Here is a 13,265-nt window from a genome sequence, read left to right as displayed (position 1 = left end):
CTGTGGTCTTTGCCGACCATTTCCCCCTCACCCTAGCCCTCTCCCTCAGGGAGAGGGGACCGGTTCGGCGCGGGCGCGGGGGTCTGGACATCGACGCAGCTCGCGCATTGCCATGAGCCGCGTAACGAACTCTCAGCGCCTGCGGTACGAAAGCAACGCCGGACCAAAAGACCATCAGCAACACCGGACCAACCCCTCGCACTTTTGGAGAGAGGGCTGGGGTGAGGGGAAAGGGCCGCCAGCCTGACCTGAATCCCGACCGCCCGAACAGACCAGGCCCGCCACAGAGGAAGCCCACCATGACGACCCATTTCGATCTTCGCCTCGACACGCTGAGCAATGCCTATGAAGCCGGCACCACGACCCCGCGCCAGCTGATCCTCAAACTGCGCGCCAAGGCCGCTGAACTGAACGGCGAGTTCAACGCGTTTATCCACCTGCTGAACGCCGAAGAACTCGAGCCCTACCTGGCCGCACTGGAGAGCAAGACGCCCGCCGAGCTACCGCTCTACGGCATCCCCTTCGCCATCAAGGACAACATCGACCTGGCCGGCATCCCCACCACCGCTGCCTGCCCCGCCTTTGCCTATACACCGGAAACCAGCGCCACCATCGTCGAGCAGCTGATCGCCCTCGGTGCCGTGCCGCTAGGTAAGACCAACCTCGACCAATTCGCCACCGGCCTCAACGGCACCCGCTCGCCCTACGGCGAGTGCCGCAACTCGGTGCACCCGGACTACCCCTCCGGCGGCTCCAGCGCCGGCTCGTCGCTGGCCGTGGCGCTGGGGCTGGCGAGCTTCGCGCTGGGTACCGATACCGCCGGCTCTGGCCGGGTGCCGGCTGCGCTGAACAACCTGGTTGGGCTGAAGGCGAGCAAGGGGCTGATCTCCACCGCCGGGGTGGTGCCAGCCTGCCGCACGCTGGATTGCGTGACCTTCTTCACTGCCAGCGCCGCCGAAGCCAGTCAGCTGCTGGCGCTCACCGCCAGGCTCGATCCGCGCGACGAGTACAGCCGCGCCAACCCGCTGTGGAACGACGGCTCGGCCTTCGGCCGGGTGAAAGCCTTCCGCTTCGGCGTGCGGAAGAACCCGGAGTTTCTCGGCTGCCAGGAAAGCCCGGCGCTGTTCGCCGCCACCATCGAAAACCTGAAAGCCATTGGCGGCGAGCCGGTGGAAGTGGACTTCGCCCCCTTCCTCGAAGCTGCACGCCTGCTCTACGAAGGCCCCTGGGTCGCCGAACGCTACAGCGTGGCGGGCGAGCTGATCGAGCAGCAACCCGACGCCGTCCTGCCGGTGATAAAGGCGGTACTGGAAAAGGCACCGGGCACCACCGCCGTGCAGCTGTTCGAAGCGCAATACCGCCTGCAGCAGCTGAAGGCCATTTGCGACCGGATCATGACCGAGGTCGATTGCGTACTGACGCCCGCGTACCCGCGCCCGGTGACGCTCGCCGAGCTTCACGCCGAACCGGTCAAGCGCAACTCGGACCTGGGCTACTACACCAACTTCATGAACATGCTGGATTACGCCGCCGTGGCTGTACCTGCCGGCGTTATGGAGAACGAGCTGCCCTGGGGCGTGACGCTGTTTGGCCGTGTGTTCACCGACCAGTACCTGCTGAGCCTGGCCGATGCACTGCAACGCCGGACCGGCCTGGCCCTGGTGGGCAGCAATGCGATCACAACACCTGCCCCGCAGAATCCGGCGCGCAACGACCGGACGAGAGTGGTGGTCTGCGGCGCGCACCTCGATGGCCTGTCGCTGAACTGGCAACTTCGCCAGCGCGGCGGTCGGCTGCTGGAGGCAACCACCAGCAGCGCCGCGTACAAGCTCTACGCCCTGGCCGGCGGCCCGCTGTTACGCCCGGGGATGGTGCGCGTCGCCGAGGGTGGGGCGGCCATCGCCGTGGAAGTCTGGGACATCCCCAGCAGCGAGCTGGGCTCGTTCCTCACCGGCATCCCAGCGCCGCTGGGCCTGGGCAAGGTGGAGCTAGAAGACGGGCGCTGGGAAACCGGGTTTATCTGCGATGCTTACGGCCTTGACGGCGCCGAGGACATCACCCACTTCGGCGGCTGGAAGGCCTGGCTGGCCAGCCGCGACTGAAGCACTGCCACGCAGCTTTCTCTTCTGGTGATCACGACTGTTCGGGCGGATCGTCCAGAAGCCTAACGGTACTAGTGCCCGGGTCCGGTAATGCCACGGCTGCGTCGCGCAGAGCACGTATGACACGGATACGCACCCGCGAGGCAGTCTGCATGAAGTCGGACCGCCTCGAGTCGCACCAGAAATTGAGCTGGAACGTCAGGCCATCAGCACGCAGTTCCAGCAATACAACGAGGGGTGGCGGCGTATCGATCACCCCTTCGGTTTCCAGGGCCGCCGCGTTCAGCAGTGCCATCACCTGAGCCACCTCGACCTCATATCCCAGGTGACACAACACCTTGGCACGGCGCACCGGAGCAGCTGTGTTGTTGGTCACCCGCGAGGTGAAGGTCTCGGCATTGGGCACCAGCACACGGCGACCATCGTAGGTGCGTATCTGGGTGGCACGCAGTTCGATACGTTCGACGGTGCCCTCGGTTTCGCCGATGACGATCTGATCGCCGAGTTTGAACGGCCGCAGCGTGAGGATCAGCAGGCCGCTGACGAAGTTGGAGAGAATGTCCTTCAGCGCAAAACCGAGGGCCAGACTGGTCAGGCCGAGGCCAGTCGCCAACGTGCTGGGTTCCAGTCCGAAAGCGGTGGCCGCGACGATCAGGCCCAGCAGCCAGACGGTGTAGTAGCTGACCTGCTTGATCAGGTTCTCGACCGTACGATCGCGCACCAACCGCTCGGAAATGATCCGCGTCAGCCCCCGCACGCCGGCCGCCAGGGCCCAGAACACGCCGATCACCAGAAGCGCCGCCAGTGCCCGCGGCACGATGCTGATGGCCGCTTCCAGCAGCCGGGCGAAAGCGGTGTCGACACTGCCGCGCACATCGGTCACAAAGCGCGCACGCTCGGAGGTCCGCCGTGTGCTGGCCTGCACCAGCGCAGTTTCGAGAACCGACGCCCACTCGCGCGCCTGCGCCTCCAGCGTTATGCCGTTAGCCTCGGCATCCTCTTCGGTGACCAACATCAGGATGCGCCCGGCCATGGTCACCTCGCGCGCATCGTCGTTCTCCGCGGCCGGAGTGATGCGCGCCCTGCTGATGCCCTGCGGGGTTTCCAAGACCGTCAGCAATTGCCGCTCTATCTGCCGAGCCCGCAGGCGCGCCTCCAGCTCCTCGGTTCCGCCAAGACGAAACAGCGCGCGGCCGTCGAGCCGCACCGTCGCCAAACCATCATCCACCTGCGCCATTGCCGGCAATGGCAAGGACAGCACGAGCAGCGCCATTAGCAGGGCCAGCGGCAAACGCATCAGTCGAGTCATGGGAAGAGATGTTGCGAGAAGAGCGCAGCCCTGGGCCGACCGATGTGCAATCTGCGACCCAGGGTGCGTCCGCGGTTTATCAGAAGACCAGCGCGAACAGGCCGATCACGACGATCAGGCCGATCAGAAAGATGATGCCAATGGTGCTACCTAGAAACTTCAGCATGTGATGGCTCCCGTTCTTCGTGAGTTCATCAGTTCCGACTGGCAGGTACCTCCATCGTTCAAGGTTTTCGCCGACCAGTACATCTCGCGACTCTATCCCGATCATCATTAAGACGCGCCGCAGCACCATTCGGGAGCGCCCTTTCAGAAATTGACCTGCATCCGAGCATGCCCGCCGCTCAACGAAAAGCCTCGTGCCGCACCGCACGCGCCGTACCACGCTGGCTTGCCGAGCTTGCACGGCAACTGGCACGCAACCTGCTCTATCCCAAGTGAACGGGATGAGTCGCCACCGGCACTCATGACGCTTGGCACAAACACAGGAGCAGCTTCAAGGAGAACTAGGGTTCCGGCTCACAGGGAGTGGGCGCTGGTCCGAGAGTTCTCCGGTCCCAGGGACGGGACTACACGGAGGGATAAAAGCCCGGGAGACGCGATGTCATCCCGTGCCTTGTCATTCCAATGTGTAGGGAAATCACGCCATGTCCACACTGCGCTCGCTGAACAAGACCCTCCTCGCCGCCGGCCTCGCCGTTGCGACCTTGATTTCACCGTTGGCCAGCCAGGCCGCCGAGAAGCTGAAGATCGGCACTGTGGTCTGGGCCGGTTACGGCCCCTTCTACGTCGCCGACAAGAAAGACCTGTTCAAGCCCCATGGCCTGGACGTGGACCTGCAATTCTTCAACGACCCGGCGCTGATCCCCACCGCCATGCTCAGCCGCGCGCTGGACGGCGGCATGCTCACCTACGACCAGGTTGTGGCCTCGGTCGCCAAGGGCTTGAAGCATCGGGTGGTGATGCCCATCGACTTCTCCAACGGCGGTGACGCCATCGTCGCCGATGCTTCGATTCAGTCGGTCGCCGACTTCAAGGGCAAGAAGGTCGGCTTCAACCCGCTGTCGCCGTCGGACTTCCTGCTGGCTTATGCGCTGCAACAGAACGGCATGAGCGACAAGGACATCGACGCCGTCAACATGACCCCGGAAGGCATTCCCGGCGCCATGGCCTCGGGCAATCTGCCGGTCGGCGTGACCTACGAACCCAACGTCTCGCAGATTCTCTCCATGGGCGGCGGCGACAAGTTCAAGGTGGTCTATTCGTCCAAGGACGCGCCAGGCCTGATCACCGACGTTCTGGCATTCGACGAGGCGGTGATCGCCAAGAAGCCCGCTGCCATCAAGTCAATGATCCAGGGCTATCTCGACGGCCTGGCCTACATGCAGGCGCACCCCGAGGAGTCGGCTGAGATCATCGGCGAGGTGCTCGGCGTCAGCGCCGAAGAAGCCGTCGAGCAGATGGCCGGCGCCTACAACATCCCACTCGACGAGATGGGCAAGAGCTTCACGCCAGGTGACGACACCCATTCCTTCCATGGCAGCGGCGCGATCATCGCCAAGCTGCTCAAGGACAACGGGCAGATCCCGAGCATCCCCGATTTCAGCCACACCTACGACGCCCAGTTCACCGAAGCGCTCGCCCAGTAAGCCGACGCCGGGCGGGCCGGAGCCCGCCTGTGCTGGAGAACACCATGACTGCCAAACCTCTGTACCGCTACGCCGATGGCCGCGTCCCAAATACCCTGGCGATCCTCTATACCGCACTCGCCTACGGCGGCGGCCTGGCCCTGCTGCTCGCCCCGAATGGCTGGCTGAACGCGCTGGGCACGTTGCTGCTGGCCCACGGAATGATCATCGCGGCCTACCTGATCCACGAATTCGCCCACGGCGCCATTTTCAGCGTGCCCAAGCACAATGAATGGGCCGGCAACGTCTGCAGCTGGCTGTGCGGCAGTTGCTACGCCGAGTTTCAGGACCTGCGCAAGAAACACATGCGCCACCACGTCGACCGCGCCGACGTGATCACCTTCGACAGTAAGGCCTTCCTCAAGGCACGCCCCTTGTGGTTCCAGAAGCTGGTGCTGGCGCTGGAATGGGCCTATGTGCCGGCGGTGGAACTGATCATGCACTTCTACGTGATCGCCCTGCCCTTTATCACCGACAACGACAAGCACCGCGCCCGCCGTGGCAAGGTAGCCGCTGTGCTGGCCATCCGCACACTGCTTTTTGCCGGGCTCGCGGTGTTCTCGCTGAAGGCCGTGCTGCTCTACGCAGTGGCCTGGATGATCATGCTCAGCGTGCTGCGTTTCGCCGATGCCTATCAGCACACCTACAAAGCCTTCGCCGTGCTGGAGGACGGTGGCAAGCTGCCGGAGGACAAGCGCCGCGACCGCAGCTACGAGCAGCAGAACACCTACAGCAACGTGGTTTCCGAGCGCTGGCCGGCGCTGAACCTGCTGCTGCTCAACTTCTCCTTCCACAACGCCCACCACGAAAAGCCGGTGGCGCCCTGGTATCGCCTGCCCAAGCTGCACGCCGAGCTGTACGGCAGCACCTACAACCAGGTGATTCCGATGCGCAAGCTGCTCGGCAGCTTCCACCGCTACCGCGTACGCCGCGTGCTGGACGATGACTACGGTGTGGTCAGCGAAGGGCCGCACAAGGCCGACAACTTCTACGGCGCCGTGGGCGTCTCCTTCCTGACGGCGGTGTGATATGCACAAGGCACTGGATTACCGCGGCCGCTGCGTGGTCATCACCGGCGCCGCCGGGGGCATCGGCCGTGGCCTGGCGCAGAGTTTCGCCGCTGCCGGCGCCACTCTGGAGCTGCTCGATCGTGACGCCGAAGACCTCGCCCGGCTCGCCGACGAACTCGCTGACGAGACGCCGCTGCACTGCACCGCACTGGACCTCGGTGATCGCCAGGCGGTGCAGCAGTACGCCGATGACCTCGCCTGCCGCGGCCTCAATGCCGATGTGCTGGTCAACAACGCCGGCGTCGAATACGCCACGCCGCTGGATGAGTGCAGCTTCGAGGCCGATCAGCGCTGGTCGACCCTGCTGGAGAACAACGTCGGCTCCATGCAACGCCTGACCCGCGCGTTGCTGCCACGCCTGCGTGCCGGCGCCAGCGTGATCAACCAGGCCTCGATCTGGGGTCTGAAAGGCGTGCCGGGCTTTTCCGCCTATGTCGCCAGCAAGCACGCAGTGGTCGGCCTGACCCGCTCTCTGGCCTGGGAACTCGGGCCGCGGCGCATCCGGGTGAACGCGGTATGCCCCGGCTGGATCGCCACCGATGCGGCCATGCGCTCGCTGCAGCTGATGGCCGACGCCAACGGCCGCAGCGACAGCGCCGAACTGGCGACGATCCTCGCCAACCAGGCCATCCCGGAGCTGCTGACGCCTGCGGATCTGGGCGGCACCTTCCTGTTTCTCGGCTCGCCACTGGCCGCCGCCCTGACCGGCCAGGCGCTGTCGGTCAGCCACGGCGAGGTGATGCACTGATGGCTGCCATCCTTACCGGGCAGACCGCTCTGGTCACCGGCGCAGCGACCGGTATCGGCCGTGCCACCGCACTCGCGCTGGCCGCCGAAGGCGCGCGGGTCTGGATCAACCATCGCGATCAACACGATTTGGCGGAACGAGTGGTCGAGCAGATCATCGCCAACGGCGGCTGCGCCTGGGCCATCGAGGCCGATGTCAGCGATCCGGCCGCAGTCGCGGCAATGTTCGAGACCATCGAGGCGCAGGGACCGCTGGATCTGCTGGTCAACAACGCCGGGGTGATCCTGGAAAAGCCCTTTCTCGAAACCAGCGAGGCCGACTGGGCAAGGGTGCTGGGCGTCGACCTCGCCGGCGTCTACCGCTGCTGTCGCCATGCGCTGGCACAGATGCAGCCGCGGCGCAGCGGCGCCATCGTCAATGTCGCCTCGGACCTCGGCTTTCTCGGCCGCGAACAGTACGTTGCCTACTGCACGGCCAAGGCCGGGGTGATCGGCCTGACCCGCTCGCTGGCCCGCGAATTCGCTGCAGACGGCATCCGCATCAACGGCGTCGCGCCCGGCCCCATCGCCACGGCGATGGTCAGCCCGGAGCATATGAGCGACGAGTGGATGGCCAAGGAGCTGGCGATTCCCATGGCGCGCCTGGGTACGCCGGAGGAAGTCGCGGCGGCCATCGTCTTCCTGCTTTCGCCGCAGGCGAGCTATTTCACCGGACAGCTGCTCGGGCCCAATGGCGGCTCCTGGATGGGCGCATGAACAGCCTTATGCCACAGGGGATGCTGATCGGCGGCGCCATCATGTGGGGCCTGGGCTGGCTGCCACTGCAGTTCTTCGCTGCCCGCGGCCTGGCCGGCATGCCGCTGGTGCTGCTGACCTATTCTCTACTCAGCCTCCTGGCGCTACCGGTGCTCTGGCAGCAGCGCCGGCAGTGGGCGAGCCAGTATCGCCAGGTCCTCACCATGGGCCTGTGCGGCGGCTGGGCCACCGCGGCACTGGTCACCGCCCTGGCCGACGGAAACGTGGTGCGAGTGATGCTGCTGTTCTATCTGGCGCCGGTGTGGGCGATGGTCGGCGGCTGGCTGCTGCTCGGCGAACGCCTCAGCGGCACACGGCTTTTCGCTCTGGGGCTGGCAATGCTCGGCATAGGCCTGACCCTCGGCATCACTGGCGAAGCCCTGGACGCGCCAGGCGCGAATGACTGGCTGGCGCTATCCGCCGGCCTCGCCTTCAGCCTCAACAACCTGGCCACCCGCGCCGCCGACCAGGTGCCGCTGGCGAGCAAGGCGCTGGTTAGTTTCATCGGTAGCGCGCTGCTTGGCGGACTGTTCTGCCTACTGTTTCGTCAATCAATACCAACGCTGGATCTGACCCTGACCTGGCAGATCGCCCTGCTCGCCCTCGGCTGGCTGGTCAGCATGGCCGCCGTGCAGTACGGCCTCACTCATCTTGAGGCCGGCCGCGCCGCGGTGCTGGTGGTGTTCGAGCTGATCGCCGCGGTGTTGTCTTCGGCCTGGTTCGGCAACCACGCCATCGGCCCGAACGAATGGCTCGGCGCCGCCCTGATCACCACCGCCGCGCTGATCGCCGGCTGGCCCGAACGTCCCCTTCCCAATGCAACAAGGAGCAGCTGCGCATGAGCGTGCACATGGATCAACTGAGCTGGGTCGATTACGAGCGTCGCATCGGTGAAGGCGCCGTGGTCTTCCTGCCCTGCGGCGCCACCGAGCAGCATGGCCCGCACCTGCCGCTGGGCACCGACGCGCTGCTGGCCAGCGCCATCAGCGCCGACGTGGCGGCGCGGGTCGGCGGTCTGGTGGCACCGGCGCTGTCATACGGCTACAAGTCGCAACCGAAATGCGGCGGCGGCCAGCACTTCTGCGGCACCACGAGCCTGGATGGCGCGACCTTGAGCGCTCTGGTGCGCGACGCCGTGCGGGAGTTCCACCGCCACGGCGTGCGCCGCCTGGTGCTGGTGCTCGGCCATTACGAGAACCAATGGTTCGTCGCCGAAGGCATCCAGCTGGCGCTGCGCGACCTCGGACCGGGCGCCGGGCTGGAAGTGATGCGTCTGGAACACTGGGACTTCTGCCGCGAGCAGACCCTGACCGATGTCTTCCCCGATGGATTCCCCGGCTTCGCCCTGGAGCACGCTGCGGTGATCGAGACCTCGCTGATGCTGTACTTCCATCCGCAGCTGGTCGCGCTGGAGAAGATTCCAGACGACGCCCCGGCGGACTTCCCGCCCTACGACATGTATCCCACCCGTACCCAGTGGGTACCGCCTTCCGGCGTGCTGTCCTCGGCCAAGGGCTCCAGCGCGGCGAAAGGCCAGCGGCTGGCCGAAGACATCGTCGACGGCATCGCCACCGCGGTGTGCAAGGAGTTTGCCCTGTGAGCCTGAAAGACCTGCACCCCCAGCGCACGGCGCTGCTGGTGATCGACATGCAGCGCGACTTCTGCGCCCTGGGCGGTTACGCCGACCAGGCCGGCATGGACGTCAGCCGCCTGCGCGCGCCGATCCCGGCGATCCAGGCGCTGCTGGATCGCGCGCGCGGCGTGGGCATGCTGGTGGTGCACACCCGTGAAGGCCATCGACCGGATCTTTCCGACCTGCCCGAGCCCAAACGCCGCCGCGCCCAGGCCACCGGCGCTCCCATCGGCAGCCCCGGCCCCCTCGGCCGCCTGCTGGTGCGCGGCGAATTCGGCCATGACCTGATCGACGAGCTGCAACCGCGCGCCGGCGAGCCGGTGATCGACAAGCCGGGCTACAGCGCTTTCGCCCATACCGATCTCGAACTGATCCTGCGCCGCCGCGGCATCGAGCGGCTGATCCTGACCGGCGTGACTACCGAGGTCTGCGTGTCTTCGACGCTGCGCCAGGCCATCGACCTTGGCTTCGACTGCCTGACCGTCAGCGATGCCTGCGCCTCGTCCGCCCCGCAACTGCATGCAGCTGCGCTGGCGATGATCGAGGTCGAAGGTGGGCTGTTCGGCAGCGTGACCGACAGCGCCAGCCTGCTCCGGCGTCTGGAGCGTGCCGCATGACCGATGTGCTGAAGCTCTGGCCACTGCTGACCGCCACGCATCGCTATGACAAGTCGATTTCCACCCGCAATCGCGGCCAGGGCACGCTGATCGATGCACCGATCCTCGCCTTCCTAATCGAAACCCGACAGGGTCGCGTGCTGTTCGACGTCGGCTGCGACTACGCCAAGCTCAGCGATCCGCAACTGCGTGCGCGCTGGTTCGATCCAGTGGAGTTTCCCATGGGACCGCCCGAGATGACCGAGGAGCAGCGTCTGCCCGCCCATCTGGACCGACGTGGGCTGTCCCCCGCCGATATTGATCTCGTGTTCCTCAGCCATCTGCATTTCGATCACGCCGGTGGCCTGTGCGAACTGTGCGGCTGCGATGTGCATGTGCATGAAGCGGAGCTCGCCGCCGCCCGCGCCCAGGCGGACGACGCCTACTTCACCGATGACTTTGCCGGCGAACATCGCTGGAAGCTGCAGCGCGACGAGTACGAGCTGCTGCCCGGACTGCGGGCGATCAATACCCCCGGGCACACCGCCGGCCACATGTCGCTGCTTATCGAACTGCCGCACGGCAAGCCGGTGATTCTCGCCGGGGACGCTGCGGACCTGAGCGAGAACCTGGTCGACGAAGTCGCGCCCGGCCTCTGCTGGCAGGACCGCGAAGACCTGGCGTTGGCCAGCATCCGCAAGCTCAAGGCCACCGCTGCCGAAACCGACGCCGCAATCTGGCCGAATCACGACATGGCCTTCTGGCGCACCCTCAAACGCTTTCCGGAGTACCACGCATGAAGAGCGTTCCCGATGCCTATCTTGGCGTGTGGCGCCGGCGCCTGCTGACCACCACGGCCGGCTTGCGTGACGAAACCAGCGAGGTGTACTGGCTGCAAACCGCCAGCCTGCACGCCGACCTGCGCCTGCCGCGGCCGCAAGCGCTGCCGCCAGCCGCCTCGCTAGAAACCTGCAGCCATGCCCAGCAGCTGGCCCTGAGCGAGCAGGCTGGCTTCGCCGGCGTCACCGAGGTCAACGGCGATATCTGCCAGTGGCATCGGCTGATCGACTTCCAGCCGCCGGGCGGACATGCGGATATCGGCCTGATGCACTTCGAGACCCCGGAGCGGCTGCTGGAGGACGGGCTCGACGGCAGCTACCACGAAATCTGGCAGCGCCTACCGGAGTCGCAGGGGCGCAGCTGGGGCATCTGGCTGCGCGCAGCGGAGCAGCCAGCCCGCCAGGCCTGTCTGCTGGTAGCGGGCGACTACTTCCTGTTCGCTGCCGAGCGGCCGATTCTGCTGCCGGCCAGCACAGGATATCTGCGTGACCAACTGGCCGCCGTCAGCCCCGCGCTGCGGCCACAGTTGCTGGCGTGCGAGCTGTCCTTCGGCCACCACCGCAATGGCGCAACACCCTGGCAAATCACCCACTCGACGCTCCCCGGCCGCGTCGGCGACGCCCTGTTGTCGAGCTACTGGAACTTCGCCGACCCCACCAGCTTGCCGACTGCTGACCTCGCCGCGCTTGGTCGTTATCCGGCAGCTGGTGGCTGGCAACGCGTTGAACTCGATGTGCCCACCGTTTCACAGGAGGTTCCCGCATGACAGCGCAGATCAGCATTTCCTCCGCTGCCACCGCCGCGCAGCAGCGACACACGGCAACACCGGCCGCAACGGCCGAACAGGTGGTGCGCAAGAGCAGTTTCTGGCGCATTCGCGGCGAGATATCCCGGCGCAGCGCCTGGCTACTCACCGGCGCCGGGCTGAGCCTGCCCTTCGTCATCTGGTGGCTGTGGACGGCGCTCGGCCTCGCCGACCCAATGTTCATGCCCAGCCCCGGCGCGGTGCTCGAACGCATCGGCCGCTGGTGGACAAGCGAAGGGCTGCTGGGGGACATCGGCATCAGCGTCTGGCGGGTCATGGCGGGCTTCGGCGCCTCGGCGCTGATCGCCTTGCCGCTGGGGCTGTACATCGGCACCTACCGGCCGGTGCAGGCCTTTCTCGAACCGCTCACCGACTTCATCCGCTACATGCCCGCAGTGGCGTTCATTCCGCTGGTGATGCTCTGGGTCGGCATCGACGAAGGCTCCAAGGTGCTGATCATCTTCATCGGCACCTTTTTCCAGATGGTGCTGATGGTCGCCGAGGATGTGCGCCGCGTGCCCATGGCGCAGATCGAGGCGGCGCAGACCATGGGGGCCAACCGCAGCGAGATCGTCAAGCTGGTGATCCTGCCGTCGGCCAAACCGGCGCTGCTCGACACCCTGCGCATCACCTGCGGCTGGGCCTGGACATACCTGGTGGTGGCCGAACTGGTCGCGGCCAACTCCGGCCTCGGCTACGCCATCCTCAAGGCGCAGCGCTACATGCACACCGACAAGATCTTCGCCGGCATCCTGCTGATCGGCCTAATCGGCCTACTCACCGATCAGGCCTTCCGCTGGTTGCACCGCCGCGCCTTTCCCTGGATGAGGAAATGACCATGTCCGATGCCAAGATTCGTGTCCGTCAGGTCGGCAAGACCTTTGTTAGCGAGCGCCGCGAGGTGCAGGCGCTGCAGTCGATCGACCTGGACATCCAGCCCAACGAGTTCGTCACCTTCGTCGGCGCCTCGGGCTGCGGCAAGTCCACCCTGCTGCGCATCATCGCCGGCTTGGAGACGCTGAGTCGCGGCGAGATCCTGCTCGACGGCAGGCCCATCGACGGCCCCGGCGTCGACCGCGCCATGGTCTTCCAGCACTACAGCCTCTACCCCTGGCTGACGGTGATGCAGAACATCAAGTTCTGCCGCCAGCTCAAGGTGATCGGCGATACCGTGCGCCACGATGGAGACGTGGAGTCCGCCGCCGGCCGCGCCGATGCCCTGCTCAACCTGATGGGTCTGACGCGCTTCGCCGATGCCTACCCCAGCCAGCTCTCCGGCGGCATGCAGCAACGCGTTGCCATTGCCCGCGCCTTGCTGCCCAAGCCCGCGACGCTGCTGATGGACGAGCCGTTCGGTGCGCTGGATGCGCAGACGCGTGAGGTCATGCACGACCTCATCCGCCATGTGCACAGGCTGGAAAAGAGCACCATCCTGTTCGTCACCCACGATGTCGAGGAAGCCATCTATCTGGGCAGCCGCATCGTGCTGATGGCGCCGAGGCCCGGGCGCATCGACTCCATCTACGAGGTGCCGCTGCCGGCCCAGCGCCATCAGGACATGAAGCTCGCGCCCGAATTCACCGAGCTCAAGCGCGAAATCCTCGCCCGCATCCGCGAGACGTCCGGCATGCAGACCGACCTCGAGCAACTGGCCAAACTCAGCGCCGTGGCCGGCTGAAG

Annotated in this window: 14 protein-coding genes and 1 riboswitch; of the genes, 12 read left to right on the top strand and 2 right to left on the bottom strand. The window is 65.9% G+C overall.

Going from position 1 to position 13,265, the window contains the following annotated elements:
• The first annotated feature begins 299 nt into the window (after window positions 1-299).
• Complete coding sequence (gene atzF, locus BM275_RS05935; RefSeq protein ID WP_090519961.1) at window positions 300-2,102, top strand: allophanate hydrolase; 1,803 nt, start codon at window positions 300-302, stop codon at window positions 2,100-2,102.
• A gap of 31 nt (window positions 2,103-2,133) precedes the next feature.
• On the opposite strand, the gene BM275_RS05930 is transcribed toward atzF, so the two are convergent.
• Both BM275_RS05930 and BM275_RS22040 read right to left on the bottom strand, forming a co-directional pair.
• Window positions 2,134-3,411: a mechanosensitive ion channel family protein gene (locus tag BM275_RS05930; RefSeq protein WP_244153857.1), complete on the bottom strand. Its 1,278-nt coding sequence runs from the start codon at window positions 3,409-3,411 to the stop codon at window positions 2,134-2,136.
• A 79-nt stretch (window positions 3,412-3,490) separates the two neighbouring features.
• Entirely contained in the window at window positions 3,491-3,706 is a 216-nt protein-coding gene (locus tag BM275_RS22040) for a small membrane protein YohP (RefSeq protein ID WP_139229569.1), read from the bottom strand.
• A gap of 200 nt (window positions 3,707-3,906) precedes the next feature.
• Window positions 3,907-4,009, top strand: a riboswitch (guanidine-I (ykkC/yxkD leader).
• A gap of 49 nt (window positions 4,010-4,058) precedes the next feature.
• Between BM275_RS22040 and BM275_RS05925 the strand changes: the two genes are divergently transcribed.
• Genes BM275_RS05925 through BM275_RS05875 form a run of 11 tightly spaced genes read left to right on the top strand, consistent with a single transcriptional unit; the run spans window position 4,059 to window position 13,263 of the window.
• Window positions 4,059-5,060 (top strand): ABC transporter substrate-binding protein, encoded by a 1,002-nt coding sequence (locus tag BM275_RS05925; protein WP_090519953.1) that lies wholly within the window; start codon window positions 4,059-4,061, stop codon window positions 5,058-5,060.
• A gap of 44 nt (window positions 5,061-5,104) precedes the next feature.
• Window positions 5,105-6,127 (top strand): fatty acid desaturase family protein, encoded by a 1,023-nt coding sequence (locus BM275_RS05920; protein WP_090519950.1) that lies wholly within the window; start codon window positions 5,105-5,107, stop codon window positions 6,125-6,127.
• Window position 6,128: 1 nt separating this feature from the next.
• Window positions 6,129-6,917 carry an SDR family NAD(P)-dependent oxidoreductase gene (locus tag BM275_RS05915; protein WP_090519946.1) on the top strand — a complete coding sequence of 263 codons (789 nt, stop codon included), beginning with the start codon at window positions 6,129-6,131 and terminating at the stop codon, window positions 6,915-6,917.
• Window positions 6,917-7,672 carry an SDR family NAD(P)-dependent oxidoreductase gene (locus BM275_RS05910; protein WP_090519943.1) on the top strand — a complete coding sequence of 252 codons (756 nt, stop codon included), beginning with the start codon at window positions 6,917-6,919 and terminating at the stop codon, window positions 7,670-7,672. Before BM275_RS05915 ends, BM275_RS05910 begins: the two co-directional genes overlap by 1 nt.
• Window positions 7,669-8,553, top strand: a complete 885-nt coding sequence (locus BM275_RS05905) for a DMT family transporter (RefSeq protein WP_090519940.1) — start codon at window positions 7,669-7,671, stop codon at window positions 8,551-8,553. The genes BM275_RS05910 and BM275_RS05905 overlap by 4 nt, the downstream gene beginning before the upstream one ends.
• A complete protein-coding gene (locus BM275_RS05900; protein WP_090519937.1) occupies window positions 8,550-9,311 on the top strand; it encodes a creatininase in 762 nt (253 codons plus the stop codon). Before BM275_RS05905 ends, BM275_RS05900 begins: the two co-directional genes overlap by 4 nt.
• On the top strand, window positions 9,308-9,961 hold the full coding sequence (locus tag BM275_RS05895; protein ID WP_090519934.1) for a cysteine hydrolase family protein: 654 nt from the start codon (window positions 9,308-9,310) through the stop codon (window positions 9,959-9,961). Before BM275_RS05900 ends, BM275_RS05895 begins: the two co-directional genes overlap by 4 nt.
• On the top strand, window positions 9,958-10,740 hold the full coding sequence (locus BM275_RS05890) for an N-acyl homoserine lactonase family protein (protein ID WP_090519930.1): 783 nt from the start codon (window positions 9,958-9,960) through the stop codon (window positions 10,738-10,740). Before BM275_RS05895 ends, BM275_RS05890 begins: the two co-directional genes overlap by 4 nt.
• On the top strand, window positions 10,737-11,546 hold the full coding sequence (locus BM275_RS05885) for a hypothetical protein (protein WP_090519927.1): 810 nt from the start codon (window positions 10,737-10,739) through the stop codon (window positions 11,544-11,546). The genes BM275_RS05890 and BM275_RS05885 overlap by 4 nt, the downstream gene beginning before the upstream one ends.
• Complete coding sequence (locus BM275_RS05880; RefSeq protein WP_090519925.1) at window positions 11,543-12,421, top strand: ABC transporter permease; 879 nt, start codon at window positions 11,543-11,545, stop codon at window positions 12,419-12,421. Before BM275_RS05885 ends, BM275_RS05880 begins: the two co-directional genes overlap by 4 nt.
• Before the next feature lie 2 nt (window positions 12,422-12,423).
• Window positions 12,424-13,263 carry an ABC transporter ATP-binding protein gene (locus tag BM275_RS05875; protein WP_014820355.1) on the top strand — a complete coding sequence of 280 codons (840 nt, stop codon included), beginning with the start codon at window positions 12,424-12,426 and terminating at the stop codon, window positions 13,261-13,263.
• Window positions 13,264-13,265 lie beyond the last annotated feature (2 nt).

This window comes from Stutzerimonas kunmingensis, assembly GCF_900114065.1.
GTDB lineage: Bacteria > Pseudomonadota > Gammaproteobacteria > Pseudomonadales > Pseudomonadaceae > Stutzerimonas > Stutzerimonas kunmingensis.
Note: the sequence above shows the minus strand (reverse complement) of the source record. Positions and strands in the feature narration are given on the sequence as shown.

Bases quoted from the DNA above. Each gene is read 5' to 3' on its own strand.
- atzF (WP_090519961.1), top strand. From the start codon at position 300: ATGACGACCCATTTCGATCTTCGCCTCGACACGCTGAGCAATGCCTAT.
- BM275_RS05930 (WP_244153857.1), bottom strand. From the start codon at position 3,411: ATGACTCGACTGATGCGTTTGCCGCTGGCCCTGCTAATGGCGCTGCTC.
- BM275_RS22040 (WP_139229569.1), bottom strand. From the start codon at position 3,706: ATGGTGCTGCGGCGCGTCTTAATGATGATCGGGATAGAGTCGCGAGAT.
- BM275_RS05925 (WP_090519953.1), top strand. From the start codon at position 4,059: ATGTCCACACTGCGCTCGCTGAACAAGACCCTCCTCGCCGCCGGCCTC.
- BM275_RS05920 (WP_090519950.1), top strand. From the start codon at position 5,105: ATGACTGCCAAACCTCTGTACCGCTACGCCGATGGCCGCGTCCCAAAT.
- BM275_RS05915 (WP_090519946.1), top strand. From the start codon at position 6,129: ATGCACAAGGCACTGGATTACCGCGGCCGCTGCGTGGTCATCACCGGC.
- BM275_RS05910 (WP_090519943.1), top strand. From the start codon at position 6,917: ATGGCTGCCATCCTTACCGGGCAGACCGCTCTGGTCACCGGCGCAGCG.
- BM275_RS05905 (WP_090519940.1), top strand. From the start codon at position 7,669: ATGAACAGCCTTATGCCACAGGGGATGCTGATCGGCGGCGCCATCATG.
- BM275_RS05900 (WP_090519937.1), top strand. From the start codon at position 8,550: ATGAGCGTGCACATGGATCAACTGAGCTGGGTCGATTACGAGCGTCGC.
- BM275_RS05890 (WP_090519930.1), top strand. From the start codon at position 9,958: ATGACCGATGTGCTGAAGCTCTGGCCACTGCTGACCGCCACGCATCGC.
- BM275_RS05885 (WP_090519927.1), top strand. From the start codon at position 10,737: ATGAAGAGCGTTCCCGATGCCTATCTTGGCGTGTGGCGCCGGCGCCTG.
- BM275_RS05880 (WP_090519925.1), top strand. From the start codon at position 11,543: ATGACAGCGCAGATCAGCATTTCCTCCGCTGCCACCGCCGCGCAGCAG.
- BM275_RS05875 (WP_014820355.1), top strand. From the start codon at position 12,424: ATGTCCGATGCCAAGATTCGTGTCCGTCAGGTCGGCAAGACCTTTGTT.